This is a genomic window from Candidatus Competibacter denitrificans Run_A_D11, from assembly GCF_001051235.1.
Lineage (GTDB): Bacteria > Pseudomonadota > Gammaproteobacteria > Competibacterales > Competibacteraceae > Competibacter_A > Competibacter_A denitrificans.
On the sequence record NZ_CBTJ020000114.1, the window covers coordinates 1 to 20984 of the forward strand.

The window sequence follows — 20984 nt, forward strand, 5'->3', positions numbered from 1 at the left end:
CTACTTCGACAATATTGGGTTTGGTGACCTCTCGGACTTTTTCTATGTGTGGCTGCGTCGCTCGCTGAAGTCTATTTTCCCCGACCTTTTTGTCACACTTGCGGTGCCTAAAGCTGAAGAGTTGGTTGCCACACCAGGTCGACATAACGGTAAGTCGGGTGCGGAGAAATTCTTCCTGGAAGGCATGACAAAGGCAATGAACCGTCTTGCTGAGCAGGTCCACCCAGCCTTCCCTATCACCATCTACTATGCATTCAAGCAGGCCGAAAGTGACGGTGATGCCGGCACTGCCAGCACGGGATGGGAGACTTTTCTTGATGCAGTGATACGTTCAGGTTTCTCTACCACTGGCACTTGGCCTATGCGAACCGAGGGAGCTGGGCGTATGCGTGCAATGGGCTCCAACGCCCTCGCCTCAAGTATCGTCTTAGTCTGCCGCAAACGCGCTACTGCCGCCCCCATTACCACCCGCCGCGATTTTCTGAAGACGCTGAAGCGCGAACTGCCCGATGCGCTTAAGAAACTCCAGCACGGCAACATCGCCCCGGTTGATCTAGCCCAGTCCGCCATCGGACCCGGCATGGCCATCTTCACCCGGTACGCTCAGGTGCTGGAATCCGACGACCGCCCGATGCAGGTGCGAACGGCCCTGCAACTGATCAACCAGGCCCTCGATGAATACCTCTCCGAACAGGAAGGCGAATACGATCCCGATACTCGCTTCGCCATCACCTGGTTTGAAACGCACGGCATGGACGAAGGCCCTTATGGCGTCGCGGAGACCCTGGCCACGGCCCGTGGCGTCGCCGTGCGCGGCGTGCAGGAGGCGGGAATACTGGTCGCCAAAGGCGGCAAGGTCCGCCTGCTCCGTCGCGAAGAACTGCCCGCCGACTGGAATCCGGCTACTGGCACCCGCCCGACCGTCTGGGAATCGACCCAAAACTTGATCCGGACCATGCAAACCCAAGGCGAAGTGGCGGCGGGCGCGCTGCTTCCCCAGCTCGGTACGCTGGCCGACACCGCGCGCGACTTGGCGTACCGACTCTACGGGATCTGCGAGCGGAAGAAATGGGCGGAAGAAGCCCTGGCCTATAACGCCCTGGTGATCGCCTGGCCCGAACTGACGCGGCTGGCTGCCCAAGGATCAGTAAGCCGCCCGGTCTCGGGCGATCTGGGATTCTAAGGAGCAGCACCATGGCCCTATCCAATCGCGAGCGGGTTCACGACGCCATCGAGTTGCTGAGGGTGGGGCTGACGCCCTTCGTGGAACGCATGTTCCAGGCCCGGCTGGGTGAGACGTGGCCCGATCAATTTGACCAAAGTCGCCGTTATCCGCTAAAGCGTAATCCGGATGGCTCCCTGGCCTGGGATAGCCAGGCGCTTTTGAAGGCGATGGCCGATCACTGGCGCTCGGTCTTCGAGAGCGTCCTCGGTCGCACGGAACGCGCGCTGGTGGGCGAACTCAGCGAAGTGCGCAATGCCTTCGCCCACGAAGAACCGTTCTCCTCCGATGACACGTTGCGCGCCCTGGACAGCGTCAAGCGCCTGCTGGAAGCCGTCTCTGCCAAGGAGCAAGCCGATGCGGTGGACAAAAGCCGGGTGGAATTACAACGCACGGTGTTCGCCGAACAGGCCCGGCAACAGACACGCCGCAAGACCCTGGCTGTGGAAGGAACGCCCAAGGCAGGTCTGCAACCGTGGCGGGAAGTGATCACGCCACACCCCGATGTCTCCTCCGGGCGCTACCAACAAGCGGAGTTTGCCGCCGATCTGGCTCAGGTTCACCGGGGTGAGGGGAGTGATGAGTATCGGGATCCTGTAGAGTTTTTTGGCCGGACTTACCTCACCGAAGGTCTCGAACACTTGCTCAAAAGCGCCTTGCTGCGGCTGTCCGGCCAAGGTGGAGATCCCGTGGTCGAACTGCAAACCAATTTCGGCGGTGGCAAGACGCACTCGATGCTGGCGACGTACCACTTGTTCGGTGCGGGTGCGGAACGGGCCTTACCCGGCGTCGAACCGTTGATGACGGCGGTCGGTATCTCCAAGGTGCCGAAAGCGCGCCGGGCGGTGATTGTGGGGACCGCGCTGTCCCCTGGTCAGGCGGAAACCAAAAAGGATGGCACGGTCATCCGCACCCTCTGGGGCCAAATGGCCTGGCAATTGGGCGGGGCGCCCGCCTACCGGATGATCGCCGAAGCGGATGCCAACGGCACCAGCCCGGGTTCGACGGTTCTGGCCACACTGTTCGAGAAATTCGGTCCCTGCCTGGTGCTGATCGATGAATGGGTGGCCTTCGTTCGGCAGCTCTACCACGTCAGCAATCTCCCCGCCGGTTCCTTCGATGCCAATCTGACCTTTGTGCAGGCTCTCACGGAAGCGGCCAAAGCGGTCTCTAATACTCTGGTGGTCGCCAGCCTGCCGGCTTCGCAGATCGAGATCGGCGGGGAAGGGGGGCAAGCCGCCCTAGCCCGGCTCAAGAATACGTTTTCCCGCGTGGAATCGAGCTGGCGGCCTGCTACGGCGGATGAAGGCTTTGAAATCGTGCGGCGGCGGCTGTTTCAGCCGATTACCGAACAAGCCCATTTCGCGGCGCGTGATGCGGTGATCCGCGCCTTCAGCCGGATGTATCAGGAGAACCGTTCCGAGTTTCCCCCAGGGTGCGCGGAAGGCGATTACCTGCGGCGACTGGAGAAAGCCTACCCCATCCATCCCGAACTATTCGACCGGCTCTACGAGGATTGGGGCGGGCTGGACAAGTTCCAGCGCACGCGCGGCGTGCTGCGCTTGATGGCGTCGGTGATTCACGCCTTGTGGTCGCAAGATGACCGGAGCTTGATGATCGTTCCGGCCTCGATCCCCATTGATTTGGCTGCCGTCCAGTCGGAACTGACCCGCTACATGGAGGAATCCTGGGATGCCGTGCTGGCCCGCGATGTGGACGGCGATACGTCATTACCGCTCCGGATCGACAAGGACAATCCCAACCTGGGCCGTTATTCGGCGACTCGGCGCGTCGCGCGCACGATCTACATGGGTTCGGCACCCGGTTACAAAGGGCAGAACCCCGGTATCGACGACCGGCAAGTGAAGCTGGGTTGCACCCAGCCGGGCGAAGCGCCCGCTACCTTCGGCGATGCGATCCGGCGCCTGGCCAACAGCGCCACCTACCTCCATAGCGACGGCGCTCGCTACTGGTATTCCACGCAGCCCAGCCTGAAGCGGTTGGCCGACGACCGAGCGGCCCAACTCGATGTCCACGATGTCTGGGCGCATTTAATCGGCGTGCTCCGCGAAGAGACCGGTGGCCGGGGCGAGTTCGCCGCCGTGCATCCGGTGCCAACCCATTCGGGCGAAGTACCGGACGAGCCGGAAGTGCGGCTCGTGATCGTTAGCCCGGAGCATCCCCATATCGCTAAGGATGAACAAAGCCCCGCGCTGGTCTTTGCTCGGGAGGTTTTGACCACGCGCGGCCACAGTCCCCGACTCTATCAGAACATGGTGGTGTTTTTGGCGCCGGACAAACAGCGCCTGCACGAACTGGAGGAAGCGACCCGGTTTCATCTGGCCTGGATGTCCATCGTCAATGACGGTTCCCTCGATTTGACGCAATCGCAGACTCATCAAGCCAAGGCTCGCCAAACGGAAATGCGGGATACGGTCAGTGCCCGGATCCGCGAAACCTGGGCCTGGCTCCTGGTTCCCAGCCAACCCGATCCGCGCGCCAAGGTGGAATATCTGCCCACCCGCTTGCAGGGCCAGGAAGAGATCGTCACGCGCGCCAGCAAGAAACTGGTGCATGAAGAAGCCTTGATTACCCGGATTGGCCCGGCCCGACTGAGTATCCCAATCAACAGCTACCTGTGGGGCAGTGGGAATCACGTCGGCACCAAAAAGTTATGGGATTACTTCGCCTCGTATCTCTATCTTCCGCGCTTGCGAGATAGAGCCGTCCTGGCGGAAGCCATAAGGGAGGGCATCAGTAAACTCTTCTGCGAGCACTTCGCTTATGCGGAAGGCTACGATGAGTCGACAGACCGCTACCTTGGCCTGGTGACCGCCGGTGGCGGTTCAGTGGTCATCGATAGTTCCAGCGTGATCGTTAAGCCCGAGGTGGCGAGACAGCAAGAGGAAGCCGACAAAGCCAAACGATCGACCCCAGGGGGTAGTGAGGGTGGCTCCTCCAAGGAGGAGGAGGAGGGTGACGGTCCGGTTCAGTCGGGGGGGGAAGCCAAGGAACCGGAACCCAAGAAGCCCATTCTCCCCAAGCGATTCTTTGGGTCGGTGGAACTCGACCCGGACCGTCTGGGGAAGGAAGCTGGGCGCATCGCTGAAGAGGTTCTGCAACACCTCTCCACCCTCCGTGGCGCTCAGATCAAAATCACCCTGGAAATCGAAGCCACCCTCCCGTCAGGCGTGGCGGAAGATACCCAACGGATCGTGACCGAAAACTGTCAGACCCTTCGGTTTAGCAAGCAGGGGTTCGAGCGGTCGTAAAGCAAAGTTAGGAATTTCTTCGTCCGCTATGCCTACTTCACGGGCGGCGACAAGCCGTATGAGAAGCTGCAACGGGCGCTCAGGGCTGGTGTAGACGAAGCCGTTTGGGCGGAACTGTATTCAACCAAGAGTCGCCCCTTTGACCGACTAGACACCGGCAAGATCGCCGTGAAGGTGATCAACCTTTACGGGGATGAGGTGTTGAAGGTGTTTGGGGTGTAGGAAGGTGGCGAAGAGTCGTTCCACTTCGAGGCTAGCGAGGTATTTGCGCGCAACCATCGTTTTGTCCAGTGTTGGGGTTTTCCACTCCCTGACAATTCAATTGGTTGCGGGAGATAAATAGGACGAACATAGGACAAAATGCACCATTTGTCCATTGAACTTTGTAGCGCCAAAATCGAAATACTCAATTTTGCCAAATGAAAGCCTCATCTAAGCTTCGAACATGGCTTCCTATTTGACGGAAAAAATTGTATACCTAATTCTTAATAACATGACTGCAAAAAGAGATAGATATGACTAAAACCGATTTTCAAGAGTTTGATCCATTAGAGTTTAAATCCTCTAAGCAATCCGAAGCTGCATTAGGCGCTCTCAAGCGTGAGATCAAGAACATTTTAAGCTCATATATTGGTTGGTACGATCCATTTTGTGAGCTTGTTCAAAATGCTTTAGACGCAGTTGATTTGCGCATGAAAGAGGAGTGTGAATTTGGTGGTCCTGCTCCGTATCAACCAAAAATCGTGATTACAATTGATATTAAAGATAATAAATTAACAGTTACGGATAATGGTGTTGGATTGAATAAGGATCAGTTTCAACAGTTTTTAGCGCCGAATTTTTCATTCAAGTCGACAGATGCGCGTGGGCATAAAGGAGTTGGCGCTACATATGTTGCATATGGATTTAACTTTTTGCAAGTCGCTACAAAAACATCATCATTTCAAGCAATTGGGAAGCTAATAGGGGCAAGAAGATGGCTCGATGATCCTTCACCTAGTGGAAACCCGAAGGTAACACCTGATAGCGAGCAAGCGATTGATCCTAATTTTGTTGAGTGTGATCGTGGAGTTTCAATTACTGTACGTTTTGATGAATCAACACATCCAAAGAGACTCGACTGGATTCAAGCTAAAACCGCAGAGGCTTGGTTCAAAATTCTTTCGATAAAAACCGGGCTAGGAGCAATTATTAAAAATGAAAATATAATAATCATAGTCAAAGTTATTGATTCGAAAGGACAGAAAACTGAATTCCAAAAGAATGAAATTGGATACTATTGGATATATCAAGAATTTTCTAAAAATGGAAGTTTTCTGGAAATAAAAGATATTGAAAGAAAGTTATTTGATAGTAAAGGTTCGAATTTTCGTCACCCAGATAAAATATCCAATTTAGATTTTATCTATGGGAGTTGGAATTCTAAAGAGTTGCTTATTTTATTACAAAAAAATCTAGATAATGAAGAGAAGCTAATCATAGAAAAGCACGATCCTATCGTTTCTTTTGAATTTGGATATACTGCAAAGTTGTGGCAGAAATTCAACGAAAACTTGGGTATTCGCGCAAACCATAGAGTGATGAATAGTGGAATACAGATGGCCGCGAATAATATGCCTCAAGGAGAAACAATCCAAGTCCCGCTTTCTCGAAATCGTGGGCGAGAAAATCAACTCCATTTCCTTTTTCACTTTCAAAATTATACCCCTGATCTAGGTCGGAAAGGATTTCATCGTGAACTCACTGACTTTGCTAAAGAGATAGCTAGAAAGATAACAGAAAATCATCTTTCTCAAGTTCGATCACGCCTTAAAGCAAACACAGGAGTAGCTCCTGATCTTCTCAGAGAGAAACAAGTTTCTGATTGGAAGCAGGAAATGTTGCAACATGAAACAACATCACCGTTAGTAATAACCAATGAGAACTTTTTCTTACCAACAAAAAGTGTTTCTATAACATCAATTCCTACTAGAGAGCAAGATGTAATTGCTCTTTTTCACCAGCTTGTTGCTGGTGGTGTAATTAGAGGGATTAAAATAATGTCTACAAATGAAAGATTAACTTATGATAGTTTGTATAAAATTGCATTTGATCTTGAGGTAGATAAATATGTATATCATGCAGATAGAAATCCACTGGGGATTACCATGGAAGTTGCTAATCAGCTTCATGGAATGATAACTGATCCAAGAGTACTTGAATTTAAGTTTTGTCTCGATGGCTTGGTAGAGGATATTGAATCTGGTGATAAAAATATTAAAGATATTGATCTTGCAGTCGTGTGGTGTACAGGCAAATCATATAAAGAACGTTATGGTATCAATTCGCTATTGACCTCTGAGAACTTAGATCAACGCCAGTATCATGGGCTTACTCATACTCTTTGTGATATGGAATCTGGGCATCGTTTGATTGATTTGATTGTACTCGAAGAAATGATCCAATATCTAACAGATATAAATGGATGCGAGAAAATTCAGAAAGAAAAGTACGATTAAATGTGTACATAAAGTAGTTAATAAAGTTAATAAAGATGGGTGGAAGAAAGGCGAGAATTTAACCCTACCCTTTTGCCGCTTACCAGTCTCAAGCGAAACAAAGGCTTAGACACCCGCCGCCGACTGCGCAAAAGGGAACCCTTTTGTCGTATGGTTCTGGCATTGCAAGTTATTTATGCCTGTTTTTTGGCTCAGACGAGCCTGCTTTGTTGGAAACGATCACGCTATGGCCTGTTTGATTTTTGGTGTTTCTTGATTCGAAAAATCGGCCTAACTGTTTTACGCCTTGATGGCAGTCGGATATTTTTATTTCTGAAAAACCGAATTCATTTTTATCATTGATTAAGATGCGTCTCATATCTGGCTATCTCCCACTTTCACGATATTTTTTCATTGAGTTAAGGTAAAGTTCAAGTTCTATTCGGTCGCTAATTTGATCAAATATTTTTTCTGTAGCGTTGCATTCATCTAAATCATAAGGAGTGCAAAGAAGCTCTCCGTATATTACTATAGTAAAAATATAGATATAAGACTTATTATCTATTTCAACTCTAACAGGCTTGCAATATAGAGACCCTGATTTTCTTCTGTTGTAGCGTTCTGATTCATAGAAAATGCCTTCTTTTATTCCTTTACGGAGATCAGGTATAAATATACTCTCACCGTTGTTGTAGCAATATTTAGCTGTTGAGTTGCTTGTCATTATAACTTTCGGTTTTGTATGCTGCCACTGCGTATCGCATTGAAATTCATACCACCATGTATCTGTCTCTGGTTCTCCTGCAATAATAGTTATGCAAATATTTTTTCTGTCAATACCAAATCCTTTCGATATAAAAGATTTTGTTCCATCAAGCGCTTGATTTGTTTGATCTTTTGGTTGTGTTATAAGTTTAAATGCATCGACACCTCGTTTTAACTCTATTAGCTTTTTTATGAAACCTGTCTTTCTTCTTTTTTACTAAATCACCTATTAAAAGTATTAATTCTTCGAGCAATTCGTTATATTTTATTGATATTTTGCTTTTAATTTGCTCAGAAACTCCACGAACAAACAAAATGAATATAGTAATTACGGACAATACGGTAAATATAAATTCATGAACTTCTTTATGTTCACTTATGATTTTCCAATCATCGCCCCATATGTCGAGTGTCCCGTAATAAAGACCAACCATAGGAGGAATAATTATCCCAACAACTGGCAAGTTTAGCGTGTTAATAATTATGTTATTAACAAAAATCTTATACAAAGCCCGTCTCAGTATATTCATTTTCTAACTTAATTTTTCTTTATTAGCTTTTTCCAACAGAACGCCACAAAAGCCGTATCCGGTTTTTGTGGCGTTCCTTTCTTTTCGATCCACTCGCGCCATTGTCTTTCCAGTTTGTAGACATCCTATCCCAAAGCGGCTCTTATCGCCTACTATAGTCCCGCTAATCGCTAAACTCGTTAAAATGTTCGTCAACTTATTGATTTTTATTGATTATCCAAGAAAGAACTCCTTGGCGATGTGGGGTTCACTATTAGCGAGACTATAACAGATAGGTAGGTTAGCGCCCAGATTCGAGCATTCAACAAGCTACCGGCATAACTTCTCACACGGGGTAGAACGAGCAGTCGCGCCACCCGCCGCCATTTGAGATAAGTCCCTATTTTAAATTGGGTATCGGAAAACAAGTGTTTTCCGGCATGGGTAGCAATCTGACGTTAATGTGGCCCACAACCTGCGAAAAACTGTGCGGAAAACCCTGTCGTAAAGGCAAATAAGCGGAAACTGTGCAGGTATAGGTTTTCCGGTTGCTCAGTGGCGGCTCATGACACGACTGCTCGTTCTACCCCCACACGGTACGCCGTCCTTGTTCCCATCCAGCGAACCGACCCCGCACGACGTGAGGTAGAACTTCGCCTCCTCGCAGCTTGTCATTTCCCCGCAACGTCGCTTGCCGGCGCAGGTGAAACCGCTACTGGTAATCGATTTCGGCGCACTGGCAGCCGGTGAAGCCGCTGGTGTCGCTGCTGACGTTGGGCAAGCCTTCTTGCGCCAGTCCCAGGGCGGGCATCGTTCAGTTTCCGGCAGTCCCCACAGGCCACGTTTTGCCGCCTTGGCTTGCTGTTCGAGCGTCAGCAGCGATTGATCTTTCAGGTATTGGCGGTACACCCACGCCGCGCCCTGCTTCACCATCTCCGCGTTCACGTCCACGCCGCCCACGAAGACCCGGCCCACGGTGCGGTCGTAGCGGTCGGTATCCTGCACCACGACGTGGGCCTGTTGGTTGTAGGCGAGATCGGAGAGTGCCTGCTTGGCGCGGTTGCCGTAGGGCTGGCGGGATTCCGGGGTGTCGATCTCTCCCAGCCGCACCTTGACCTGTTTGAAGCTGGCCCCCTCCGGCACGAGCAGGGTCAATGTGTCGCCATCGCTGATGCCGACGACCTTACCGGTCAGTTCGGCGGCCAGCAGCGGCCCGGACAAGACCATGAGAAATCCGAACCACCAAAACACACGACAGACAGGATTCATAGGGCGCGCTCCCGCAGCTTGATGAAGCTGTGGAGCATAGCACCCAAGGCGACGCGCCCACGCGGATAGGGCCGATCCTCCGGGTCCAGTGATTAACCCAACCGTTCCAGCAATCGTTGCCGGTACTGATCTTCCAGCAAGAGATTCATGGGCTGACGACGGCTGGCGGCTAATCGCAGTTGCAGCAGCTCCAGGCGGGCGCGGCTCCGGTCACTTTCGGGGAGTTGCTGCAACAAGGGGGTGTAAGCCCAAACCCCAGAAAATTCCGTCACGCCAAATAATACCCCGCCATGATCGCATCCAGGACTTGATGCCCAAGCTATCTGAAAGTTATAAATATTTATTAATCAATTATATAGATTAGATGCCGTTTTTGGATCCTGGCGATTCAGTCGTCCCAGAAGTCATTGAAGCGGTCTGCCGCAAGCTGCGTATAGTGGGTGGTGTATTGGATATTCTTATGCCCCAGGTAGTGCTGGATGGCGCGTGTATCTTGTCCATCGTTCGCCAACTTGAAACCCGTCGAATGCCGCAGCATGTGTGGATGGATGGGCATACCCAGGTTTGCCGCTTCGCCAGCACGGGCAACCAACTTGCGAAAGGTAGAGTCCGTCAATGGCGCCTTGCGCTCAGAGACGAAGACATAGGGTGTAGCCGGGTAATCGCGCCATAGTTGACGTAGTGCTCTGATTTCCGGGCCTCGTAATGGCTGGGTACTCGGCAATCCGTGCTTACGTCGGCGCACATGCAGGAGTCCCTGTCGCAAATCTACTTGTTCGCGTCGCAAGGCGACCAATTCTGAAACCCGTAGCCCATGCCGATAAGCCAGCAAAATCATCGTCGCATCACGATGGCCATGACGTCCAAGCCGTTTAGCCGCAATGATCAACCGGTCGACCTCGGTCGGTGTGAGGTACTCCCGGCTACGTCTATGATCGTTGCGTTGTTTGAGAGGCGGTTTCATCGCGACTAAACTTTCCCGAAAAGGATCATTGGCGCTCACTCAGCCGAGGCCTGCGATACAAGCATTATAATAATCTACTGGTGAATAACTTTCCCGAAAAGGGGCCTTATCGGGAAAGTGTTTAGCGGAAGCAATATCCCACGATGGCGACGAAGAACAAGCTATTGACCGTCCTGTCGGAGGCCGAACAGTACGCCCTGTATGGCTTGCCCGACTTCGATGACGGGCAGCGACTGGACTATTTGTCACTGTCTGAACCGGAGTTGGCGCTCGCCAGCAGTCGCCCCAGCCTCTGTGCCAAGACTTACTGCGCCTTGCAGATCGGCTATTTCAAAGCCAAGCATATCTTCTTCCGGTTCACCTGGGATGAGGTGCCGGAGGATTGTGCCTTCGTCCTGACCCGCTATTTCAACGACCAAGCCTTCGAGCCGCAGGCCCTCACCAAGCACGAATATTACACGCAGCGTGTCATGATCGCGGAGCTGTTCGGCTATCGGCTCTGGTCGGCCGATTTGCTCCCGCAACTCACGCAACAGGTCGCCCAGAGGGTTCGCCGCGATGTCACGCTCGGCTTTATCGTCGCTGAACTCATCATTTATCTCAACGAGCATAAGATCGTCCGGCCCGGCTATACGACCTTGCAGGCTCTGATCAGTGAGGCGTTGTCCGCTGAACGCCGACGTTTGGGTAAATTACTCGCCGAGGGGTTGGACAGCGCCGCAAAGGACGCACTGGCCCAGCTCTTGGTCCGCGACGACACCCTGTCGGAACTGGCCGCCCTCAAACAGGATGCCAAGGACTTCGGCTGGCGGCAGATGGCACAGGAGCGCGCAAAACGCGCCCGGCTCGAACCGCTGTACCGAATAGCCAAGGCGCTGCTGCCTAAGCTCGCGATCTCGCAACAGAATCTCAACTATTACGCGAGTCTGGCCAACTTCTACACGGTTTACGACCTACGCCGCCTCAAGGCCGAACAGACTCATTTATACCTGTTATGCTACGTTTGGCAACGCTATCGACAGCTTACCGACCATCTCGTCGACGCCTTGGGTTACCACATGAAGCAAGTGGAAGACGCAAGCAAGGCGCGTGCGAGCAAGCACTTCGCGGCTGAGCAGGTGCAGCGGCAGCAGGAGACGCCCCAGGTCGGGCGCTTGCTGTTGCTCTATGTCGATGACGCGGTGGCTGACACCACGCCTTTTGGCGACGTGCGCCAGCGCGCGTTCAAGATCATGCCCAGGGAAAGGCTACAAATCGCCGGCCAACGCCTGAGCATGAAACCCGCGAGCAAGCTGGCCCTGCGCTGGCAGGTGGTGGATGGATTGGCCGAACGCATGCGGCGCCATCTGCGTCCGCTTTATAGTGCGCTCGACTTTTCCGGGGTCATGCTCGATAACCCTTGGCTGGCAGCCCTCGCTTGGGTGAAGGGCGTATTCGCTAAACCGCAACGCTTGTCGCAGCGCCCGCTCGCCGAATGCCCGGAGGCCACCCTGCCCAAGCGCCTGCGGTCTTATCTGCTGACATTCGATGCGGACGGGAAGCCAACGGGCGTACACGCCGACCGCTATGAATTCTGGCTCTACCGCCAGATTAGAAAGCGCCTCAAGTCAGGCGAAATCTACCTGGACGACAGCTTTGAGCACCGCTGCTTCACCGACGAACTCGTCTCTCTCGACGAGAAGGCGGACATACTCAGGGCGATGGACATTCCCTGGCTGCGCCAACCGATCGACACCCAGCTCAATACACTGACGGTCGAACTCCACCAGCAATGGCTGGCATTCAACCGTGAGTTGCGCCAAGGCAAGCTGAAGCACCTCGACTACGATCGCCAAACCCAAGCGCTGACCTGGCGTAAGCCCAAGGCCGACAAGAATGCCGAGCGTGAGGAGGCGTTCTACGCGCAACTGCCGTTCTGCGATGTGGCCGACGTGTTCCGCTTTGTGAACGGGCAATGCCCGTTCTTATCAGCGCTGACACCACTGCAGCCGCGCTACGCCAAGCAGGTCGCCGACGCGGACAGTCTGATGGCGGTCATCATCGCCCAAGCGATGAATCATGGCAACCTCATCATGTCACGCACCAGCGATATGCTTTACCATGTGCTGGAGACGACCTATCAACAGTACCTGCGCCAAGCCTCGCTGCAGGCGGCCAACGACTGCATCAGCAACGCCATTGCCGGCTTGCCGATCTTCCCACACTATTCATTCGACCTCGAGACGCTCTACGGTGCGGTCGACGGCCAGAAATTCGGGGTTGAACGACCCACCATCAAGGCGCGGTACTCACGCAAGTATTTCGGGCGCGGCAAAGGCGTCGTCGCCTATACCCTGCTGTGCAACCATGTGCCGCTGCAGGGCTGGCTCATCGGCGCGCATGAGTACGAGGCCCATCATGTGTTCGATGTCTGGTATCGCAATACGTCAGACATCGTGCCAACGGCGATTACCGGTGATATGCATAGCGTCAACAAGGCGAACTTCGCGATTCTGCACTGGTTCGGACGGCGTTTTGAGCCGCGTTTCACCGATCTCGAAGCGCAACTAAAGCAGCTTTACTGCGCCGATGACCCGGCACTCTACGAGAAATGTCTGATCCGCCCCATCGGTCAGATCGACCGGCAAGTCATTGTCGACGAGAAATCCAATATCGACCAAATCGTCGCCACGCTGGGCTTGAAAAAGATGACCCAAGGTACGCTGATCCGCAAGCTCTGCACCTACACCACACCCAATCCGACACGGCGAGCCATCTTCGAGTTCGACAGACTGATCCGCAGCCTCTACACCCTGCGCTACCTGCATAACCCGCAACTGCAGCGCAACGTCCACCGCTCGCAGAACCGGATCGAGTCTTACCATCAGCTGCGTTCGGCCATTGCCCAAGTCGGCGGCAAGAAGGAGTTGACCGGTCGCACTGATATTGAAATCGAGATCAGCAACCAATGTGCGCGGCTGATCGCCAACACCATAATCTTCTACAATTCCGCCATCCTGTCACGGCTCCTCAAAAAATACGAAGCGAACCAAGACGCGAAAGCTCTGGCTCTGATCAAGACGATTTCGCCGACGGCATGGCGCCATATCCATTTGAATGGACACTACACCTTCCGTGGTGACGGGCAGATTATCGACTTGGATGCGATCGTGGCAAAGCTTATCTTAGCGTGACGGAATTTTCTGGGGTTTGGGCTTACACCCCCAACAAATGTTCGGCTTCCCGCACATCCCGGAGTGATTGCAGTTCGGGCGGTAAAAACCCGGCGTTCTTCAGCAGGCGATAGGCAACGCGCAATTCTTCCGGAATCGCTGAGTCATCCTCCAGGCGCAAGGGCTGGCCCTCGCCGGCCAAGCCGCGCAGTTCTCCCCGGTCGATGGCCTCCTGAATACGGGCTTCGGCGATGTGATCCAGAAGATTCATAGCCACCCCTTTCCTCCGATCAGGTGGGCCACCACATAAACAGTTATCAGAAATCATCCGGTCGGGTCGTCTATCATGGATGGGTTAACCTACGAAGAGAAACCCGCCAATAACCCCACGGCACACCGCCAAACTCGCCGGATGATAAAACTCATGCCCTCACCGAGCCTATTGGAAAAAATCGATCCTGACCGCTATCCGAATATGACCATGACCTTTGCCGCAATCCTGGGCTATGTCTGCGGGGAGCAGTGGACTCAACCGGTCATCCTGGACATTGATATCGTCGATGACGTGATGCTGGCGATGAGTAAGGGGCAGATGCTACCCAATTTCCTGGGGGAAGTTCCTGACGTGCGGGTGAATCTGCGTCGGCTGGGCATGGCGGCGGGTCTGACGCCCGAGGAATGGGCCGAATATCAGGCACTGACGGAGGAGCGGCTGCACCTGACGTTGTAGGGCGCTGGGCGGTGTCAGAGCCAGCCCAACCACCAGGCCAGGGGATGTCGCCACATATCCGCCACGATCACCCGCCAGAGTTCTACAGCAAGATCAGTTTCGCTCCAGCGCCATTGATCATCGGCTGACATGGGAATACCTCGCAGAGACGAAAAACCCCGCACAAGACGGGGTTCATTGGTTAATCCCTTTTTAATCAGGGCTACAGGAAGACATGAGAGGCAGCCGCTATTGTCAAATACCGGGAAGCCGGATGAAGGTCTTAATCCCTTTTTCATCAGGGCCACTCTAAAACAGCATCAACCCATTATGCGCTTTTGCCGGGGGTGGCGCTCCCTTTCAAGCCCAGTTTCGGGCGTTCAATTCTCGGGGCGGGTTCCGGTTCGGGGCCGGTGGACACCGGCACGGGCGCTTTTGATGCCGCCGGGGCCGTCGCGTCCGGTTTGACTTTCTTCTCGAAGACTTGCACCGCCGGGCTGTCTAACCGGAAACCGCCCTCGATGGCCGCACCCATCTTGCCGGTGATCGCCGCCACCCAGTGCGGGTAGCTTTCCGCAGCGGTCTTCAAGCTATTCCACATCTTGTTCTTCAGTTCCACCAGCACCGTGCACCCCTCGGCCTGAACGGCAAACAGCATGGTTCCCGGTGAAGCGGGTTTCGCCTGGGGCAGGGTGTTAATTTTTAGCGTGACATCGAGCTTGCCGGGGATAGCCATCGCGATGAGTTCCGGGAGCAGTTCGTGGAGGGGAATCCCCGCCGGGGCGGCGGCGCGCGTGGGCGAAGCGGTCGATTCAGCAGCGGCGGTCGCGGGTTTCCGAGCGCGGGGCGATTGGGCGAACGCCTGCTGTTCCGGCGTGACCTCCCCGGCCGGTTGCCCCGCCAGATCATAACGCGGGCCGCCCTTGGCCAGCGCGCTCCGGTAGGCCGCCGCGCCCGTGTAGACTTTCAGCGCCCAACGAATCCGGGTCCGGGTCAGGTCGGCCAGGGCCGGATGCACACCGGCCAAAGCCATCAATTCCGCGCCCAAGCCAATCTTCAAGGGCTTGGGCGTCCGCCGGTGGAAGAGATCCGGGAACGCAGCGCACAGCCGGTCAATCAGGGGGTTCACATCCTGGGGCATTCGAGAACCTCGTAGAATTACAGACCGGTTAGTGTTTCACAATTTCACCGTCTTGGGCAGAGCGGAAGTTATCCCCGGTTTCTGTGGATGATGCGGCACAACGCGGTCTATCTTTTTAAGAACAATAGGGACTTGAGAGAATTTCTTGTCCTGCTTAAAAAGACCGCAATCGTGGTTTTCTGCTAGAATTGATCCATCAAAAATAAGAAATTGATGAATGCAACTTTTAAAATTGAAGGTTCTCGCGGAGGCAGCGGCGGTGCGCGAGGTTGAAGTGCAGCATGACGCGACGGCGGACGGGTGGACCGTACACATCACCTACACCACACGAACCGGCGAACGCACCGAGCCGCTGGAGCGCCAACGCGGCGGATTGCGGACTTTCGCCACCCTGGACGCCGTGGCCCGGTGTCTGGCCGGACTGGGCTTGACCGCGTTCCGGGTGAACGCCGTGGGCCTGGCCGAGGAGGAACCGCCATGAAGCGCGGCCTGCTGCTCGTCATGCTGCTTCCGACCGTGGCGGCGGCCTGGGAGGAAGAACCGGCGCTGGCCTTCATTCTGGCCTATCATCCGGTGGTGACCGCTCAGCGCGACGTAGCGACCGCCTACCGACCGCCCAGCCTCACCCGCCGGGTGATGGAACACACCTCGTTCTACGTGCGGGCCGCGTCGGGTACGAGCAGCACGGTCTCGGAGGGGGGCGACACGACGACCAGTTCCCCGCTGACCGTCGGGATTCAGGTCAACATCCCGCTGGCCTCGCCCCGCGAACAACGCGAGTACGCCCAACAGGCATTGGCTGAATCCGTCCGCATCGACGAGGTGCGCGGGCGGGCGCTGGCTGACCTGGGAAAGTTACGGGAACTGGAAGCCGAACACGCCGCCGTGCGGGAACGGCTGGACTTTCACCGCTCCAAAGCCGACTGGTTGCAGGAGCGCATCCAGAAAGGCTACGAGGGCGACGTGGAAAAGCTCTGGGAAACCGCCCAGAAGCAGAACGCCGAAGCGGCGGCGGTGAAGCGGCTGGAGTTGCTCCTTGATGCCCAGCGCCGACAAGTCGCCCATACCGCCGGGGCGCAGTGGGAACCGTTACTGAAGTATCTGGCCAATCAGGGGAGGCTCCCCGAATGAAAGCGATCACTGGTTTGCTGGGCCGCGACGACCTGGTGGAGACGGTCGCCCGCGAGGCGCGCAAGGGCCGGCACCTGCTGCTGACCGGCCCGGTGGGGATCGGCAAATCCGCCGTCCTGGAGGCGGTGATTGACCGGCTGATCGTGCGCCGCGATCTCATCGTCCTCCACGTCCACGAACATCAGGCGAAAGGGCAATTTCTCGAAATTGCCCGGGGTCTGCTGGAATCGGGCCTGCTCAAACCCTCGGCGCTGGAGCTGGATGCGGACCTCGACGCCCTGAACCCGGCGGCGATTGAATGGGCGAAGATCAAGCGCTCGGTCAACCGCCTGAGCATCCGCGACCTGACCGCCGCCATCATCCCGGCGGTTCACGCCCAGCCCGGCCGGGTGCTGATCGCCGTGGACGACCTGACCCCGGTCACGCCCACCCTGGTGGCCTTCTGGCTGGCGATCCTGGATGCCGCCCAGCTCGTGGCCTGCGCCAGCGCGAAGAAGCCCAACGTGGCCAAGCTGTGGTGGAAGCTGGCCGAGATCGAGATCCCGCCGCTGGCCCCGGAGCACGCGCGCGCGATCGCCCAGACCTACCTCACCCAGACCGGGACCCTGGTGGAATCCCCGGCGCTGTTCATCGCTCACGTCGTCCAGCAGGCCAACGGCAACCCGCAAGCCCTCGCCGATCTGCTGGCGGACTCCAGCAAGGAGCGGGTGGTGGACAAGCAGCGCATCCGGGAAATGCGCCATGCGGCGGGGGTGCGCTATCTGGACTTCACCCCGGTGATGATCGTGGCGCTGGCGTCGATCATCGGCGCCCGGTATCTGGCGATTGGCACCGGCGACACCGAGCTGTATGTGTTCGCCGGGATGCTCGCGGCAGTGGTCATCAGTATCCGGGTGTTCCTGTTCCGGGGGGCGGGGCGGGCCAATTGAAAGCGGTTAACCGATCTCCCGCTCGTCCCCCGCTTGGGGCAGTTGACCGCCGGGCCGGGTCACGATGCGGCGAAAGGCCGCCAGATCGGCGCGGTCGCGCCGTTCGGCAAAAAACGCCGCTGTGTTGAGGACGGCCAGCTTTTCCGCGACCGCCGTCGCCACCAGTTGATTGAGGCTGACGCCTTCGGCCTTGGCGAGTTGCTCAGCGGCGGCCTTGATCGACCGGGGCAGGCGCAGCGGATAGGTGACCGTGGTGCTCATGGAGCAATTCTCCGTAAGGCATCGCGTGGACTTAAGACCTCGATACCGAATTGAAGGGGGATAACGCCATAGTCGCGCAGGTTGAACGTGACCAGGACGTCGGCATGGCCGTTGACTGCCGCTTCCAGCACCATCTCATCATTCGGGTCGCGCAGGCGGGGCCGCCACAGAAAATGGGTTTCCACGGGTTCGATCAGGGCGGCCACGCCGTCCAGAAACACCTGCGCGTCGGCGGTACTGACGCCGGCCGCCTGCTGGTGTTCGGCCCGGCTGCACACCGCTTCATATTCGATGACCAGCGGTACGTTCGCAACCAGCGTGACGCGGCGGTCCAGTGCGGCCAAGAGCAATGCCGCCGACGCACCGGACGGGCTGCGCAGCGCCGCAACGACCACATCCGTATCCAATACCATACGCATACGGTATTAAATCACATCTCCGGCGATGTTAAAACCCCACCACGACGGCTACCATGACCCTCGGCACTCACGTTGCGTTCGCGTCCGTCCTGTACCTGGGCGGCGCGACGCTGTTCGGCTACAAGCCGGACGGGATCGGCTGGCTGCTGGCGGCTATCGCCAGTCTGCTGCCGGATATCGACCTGCCGCCCGCCCGGATCGGCCGGCTGTTCTGGTTCGTCTCCGTGCCGCTGGAACGCCGCTTCGGCCATCGCACGATGACCCATTCCGCCGTCATGCTGCTGGTGGTCGCCGCCCTGGCCGCGCCGTTGTGGTGGGTCGCGCCGCTGTACTTCTGGGCGGTGGTCGGCGGCTACTGGTCGCACCTGTGGATCGACATGCTGAACGTGCGCGGGGTCGATCTGTTCTGGCCCTCGCCGATCCGGCTGGTGACGCCGGGGAATCGCCATTGGCGTTTGGCTGTGGGCAGCAAGGGCGAAATGATCCTGCTATCGGCATTGCTGGCGCTGACGGTGGCGCTGTATCCGCTGAGCCATCTCGGCTTCCGGGACGCGCTCCAGGCGTTGCTCAAGAGCTTCGATATCGCGGTCGAGCAGTACGCGCGTGTGTCCGGCACCCACTGGTACACGCTGGAACTGACCGCGACGGACAACCTCACGCTGGAACGGGTGACGTGCCGCTGTCCGGTGGTGGGGACGTGGAAGAATGGCTTCATCGTCCTGCATCAGGGCCAGCCCCGCGCGGTGGGCCAGAGCGAGGCGCAGCATAACCTGTATCCGGTCGCGGCGCGGCTGATCGCGGGCGAGCCGCTGCGGGTGGTGGCCGAACGGGTGGCGATGCAGGGCCACACTTTGCGCTGGCTGGTCAGCCGCATCGATCAAAACCGGACGTATTACCTGTTGGGTGAAGTGGAGATCGCGGATGGCCGGGGGCCGGCGCTGACGGGGCGACTCGACAGCGTGGACGCCTATAACCCGACGTCGTATCGGGGCGGCATCCTGCGCCTGCACTACGCCCGCGCTCAGGAACTGGGGCCGTGGCTGGATCTGGTGGCCGTCCGGGGCGAGGTGGTGGTGCAGTTCTGGCTCAAGCCGGGCGAGCAGCCGGTGTATTTCGATCTCGGAAACGATCCGCCCGCCGATCCGATACCGGCGGAGTTGAGGCGGTTTTTGTAGGGCGGCGGGCGGTGCTGGGGACGCTGGAGGCTGGAGACGAGCGGATACCGGGGCAGTTGAGGAGGTTTTTGTGAGGGGCTAGATGGAGCTTTGATCGCCGATGAAAATAATTTCCTGAGCAGTTTACTTGTATTATTTTTTAGGCTAAGAAGTATAAGTGTGAGGCTGTATGAGGCTGTATTCAGCCTCGCGTCAGCTCCCATCAGACTGCAGTTCCAAGCACCGATCCATGGGATGACTATATGGAGATGACTGCTAGTTTCCACGAGAACTGTTGAAAAATCCACTTCCGAAAAGGGAGATCTGGCAAAAAACCGGTGCAGCAGCTCGGATTACTCCGGTTAAGTGGAGACCCCGGATCTACTTTTTCATCTTGAGGAGATACATAATGTCATTAAAAATTGCAATTACATCCATAAGCATTTTGATGCTCACATCTGTAACTCTTGCTGAAGAGTATATAGTTAGCAAACCTGGGGTAGCTACTAAGCCTGATATGCTCTTAAGTCGACTCTCTAGTAATACATTATTCTCTGAATTTGATGTTAGTAAAAAAATTTTAGTTGCTAGTGGTGCTAGTGGTATTGGATCGTGCGGGGCATATTGTCATGATATAGAACCAACGCGAAGGAAGAGTTGTAGTAGTGATAGTCGCCCTCACTATGATAGTGGTAGATGCACCTGTGTTCGTGATCCAGCTTGTAAATAAGTGCAAATAGTTGATTTGAGAGAGATGGCGGCTGGTGACACAACTGCTTGTTCTACCCCTTCTTCGAGAGTTCTTGTGGAGGCTAGGCAGGTCGGAGAATCGTTCACGGAAATCACCATTTTGGAAGGGATCAGGTCTTGTCTTTTGCCATGCGCGCCTGACCCTTCACTCACAACCTCGCCGAAAAATTCCAGGATTTCCTGTGGGCTTTGAAAATTTTGTCCTGTACTTAAAGCTTCCCCTTAGAGTAAACAACATGACCCCAGAAGAGATTGAAAAAAAGACTGCATGCATGGGACAGCGGAGAACTAATTATGAAAGCGATTCTAAAAGTATTTACATCAACTTTACTATTTGTAGTTTCAGCTTTCGGGTGGGCGCAATCACTCGAGAACGAATCTCTTTCAATAACCTTTCCAGTAGTTAATAAGGAATTCTCTATACTCGTAGCAGACTCCGGCAGACAGCAATGTCTCCAGACCTGCCAAGCTATATATGGGCATTGTGAAATTACCTGTATTGGTTTATCAAGCGAGAATTCGTGTAAAAGCGAGTGTAGGTACAAATATGATGTGTGTCGATCATCTTGTTAAACCTGAACCATAATACTACTCCTATACCGTTTGTGGAATTTCAACTCCTTGGATAAGGAGTGGGTGCAGCCCTTTTAAGGTGATCATAACTTTTTGTATATAAACAATAATAACTGAAAAACTAACTTCTGTGATTTTATAAAGCAATTAATGTACCAAATTTTTATAAATCAGCTAATTATATAAAATTATTTTATATAATTGATATTTAATAACTTTCAAATAATTTTATCATTAGATGTTGATCGACATATCTAGAGATAAATGGGTAAAACTAGAGGTTCACT

General features: G+C 54.8%; 17 protein-coding genes. 9 read left to right on the forward strand and 8 right to left on the reverse strand.

Annotated elements, in window-relative coordinates; genetic code table 11:
- The 3 genes from BN873_RS17975 to BN873_RS17985 all read left to right on the forward strand — a co-directional run.
- Positions 1-1183, forward strand: a 1183-nt coding sequence (locus BN873_RS17975) for a DUF1156 domain-containing protein (RefSeq protein WP_048676959.1), incomplete at its 5' end; no start/stop codon positions are given.
- An 11-nt stretch (positions 1184-1194) separates the two neighbouring features.
- Positions 1195-4494 carry a DUF499 domain-containing protein gene (locus BN873_RS17980; protein ID WP_048676961.1) on the forward strand — a complete coding sequence of 1100 codons (3300 nt, stop codon included), beginning with the start codon at positions 1195-1197 and terminating at the stop codon, positions 4492-4494.
- A 515-nt stretch (positions 4495-5009) separates the two neighbouring features.
- Positions 5010-6992, forward strand: coding sequence for an ATP-binding protein (locus BN873_RS17985; RefSeq protein WP_048676963.1), 1983 nt, complete (start codon positions 5010-5012; stop codon positions 6990-6992).
- A 364-nt stretch (positions 6993-7356) separates the two neighbouring features.
- Here the strand turns inward: BN873_RS17985 and BN873_RS20225 are convergent, their stop codons facing one another.
- From BN873_RS20225 to BN873_RS18010, 4 genes are all read right to left on the reverse strand, one after another.
- Positions 7357-7695 carry a hypothetical protein gene (locus tag BN873_RS20225; protein ID WP_139031777.1) on the reverse strand — a complete coding sequence of 113 codons (339 nt, stop codon included), beginning with the start codon at positions 7693-7695 and terminating at the stop codon, positions 7357-7359.
- A gap of 1102 nt (positions 7696-8797) precedes the next feature.
- On the reverse strand, positions 8798-9514 hold the full coding sequence (locus BN873_RS18000) for a thermonuclease family protein (protein ID WP_048676970.1): 717 nt from the start codon (positions 9512-9514) through the stop codon (positions 8798-8800).
- Positions 9515-9606: 92 nt separating this feature from the next.
- Positions 9607-9786 (reverse strand): hypothetical protein, encoded by a 180-nt coding sequence (locus BN873_RS18005; RefSeq protein ID WP_048676972.1) that lies wholly within the window; start codon positions 9784-9786, stop codon positions 9607-9609.
- 116 nt (positions 9787-9902) lie between these two features.
- Positions 9903-10478 (reverse strand): tyrosine-type recombinase/integrase, encoded by a 576-nt coding sequence (locus BN873_RS18010; protein ID WP_048676974.1) that lies wholly within the window; start codon positions 10476-10478, stop codon positions 9903-9905.
- Positions 10479-10621: 143 nt separating this feature from the next.
- Here BN873_RS18010 and BN873_RS18015 point away from each other — a divergent pair, with 143 nt between their 5' ends.
- Positions 10622-13651, forward strand: a complete 3030-nt coding sequence (locus tag BN873_RS18015) for a Tn3 family transposase (RefSeq protein WP_048676976.1) — start codon at positions 10622-10624, stop codon at positions 13649-13651.
- Between the two features lie 22 nt (positions 13652-13673).
- Here the strand turns inward: BN873_RS18015 and BN873_RS18020 are convergent, their stop codons facing one another.
- Positions 13674-13901, reverse strand: a complete 228-nt coding sequence (locus tag BN873_RS18020) for a DnaJ family domain-containing protein (protein WP_053085454.1) — start codon at positions 13899-13901, stop codon at positions 13674-13676.
- A 153-nt stretch (positions 13902-14054) separates the two neighbouring features.
- Between BN873_RS18020 and BN873_RS18025 the strand changes: the two genes are divergently transcribed.
- The gene (locus tag BN873_RS18025; RefSeq protein ID WP_048676979.1) at positions 14055-14360 is read left to right on the forward strand and encodes a hypothetical protein; all 306 of its coding nucleotides are present in this window, start codon (positions 14055-14057) and stop codon (positions 14358-14360) included.
- 307 nt (positions 14361-14667) lie between these two features.
- Here the strand turns inward: BN873_RS18025 and BN873_RS18030 are convergent, their stop codons facing one another.
- Positions 14668-15480: a ProQ/FINO family protein gene (locus BN873_RS18030; RefSeq protein ID WP_048676981.1), complete on the reverse strand. Its 813-nt coding sequence runs from the start codon at positions 15478-15480 to the stop codon at positions 14668-14670.
- A 217-nt stretch (positions 15481-15697) separates the two neighbouring features.
- On the opposite strand from BN873_RS18030, the gene BN873_RS18035 reads away from it, so the two are divergent.
- Genes BN873_RS18035 through BN873_RS18045 form a run of 3 tightly spaced genes read left to right on the forward strand, consistent with a single transcriptional unit; the run spans position 15698 to position 17540 of the window.
- Positions 15698-15961, forward strand: a complete 264-nt coding sequence (locus BN873_RS18035; RefSeq protein ID WP_048676984.1) for a hypothetical protein — start codon at positions 15698-15700, stop codon at positions 15959-15961.
- Positions 15958-16611, forward strand: coding sequence for a hypothetical protein (locus BN873_RS18040; protein ID WP_048676986.1), 654 nt, complete (start codon positions 15958-15960; stop codon positions 16609-16611). Before BN873_RS18035 ends, BN873_RS18040 begins: the two co-directional genes overlap by 4 nt.
- Positions 16608-17540, forward strand: coding sequence for an ATP-binding protein (locus BN873_RS18045; protein ID WP_139031778.1), 933 nt, complete (start codon positions 16608-16610; stop codon positions 17538-17540). Before BN873_RS18040 ends, BN873_RS18045 begins: the two co-directional genes overlap by 4 nt.
- Positions 17541-17546: 6 nt before the next feature.
- Here BN873_RS18045 and BN873_RS18050 read toward each other — a convergent pair whose 3' ends face one another.
- Positions 17547-17801 carry a toxin-antitoxin system HicB family antitoxin gene (locus BN873_RS18050; RefSeq protein WP_048676989.1) on the reverse strand — a complete coding sequence of 85 codons (255 nt, stop codon included), beginning with the start codon at positions 17799-17801 and terminating at the stop codon, positions 17547-17549.
- On the reverse strand, positions 17798-18220 hold the full coding sequence (locus BN873_RS18055) for a putative toxin-antitoxin system toxin component, PIN family (protein WP_048676991.1): 423 nt from the start codon (positions 18218-18220) through the stop codon (positions 17798-17800). Before BN873_RS18055 ends, BN873_RS18050 begins: the two co-directional genes overlap by 4 nt.
- A gap of 53 nt (positions 18221-18273) precedes the next feature.
- Here BN873_RS18055 and BN873_RS18060 point away from each other — a divergent pair, with 53 nt between their 5' ends.
- Entirely contained in the window at positions 18274-19395 is a 1122-nt protein-coding gene (locus tag BN873_RS18060; RefSeq protein ID WP_048676993.1) for a metal-dependent hydrolase, read from the forward strand.
- Positions 19396-20984 lie beyond the last annotated feature (1589 nt).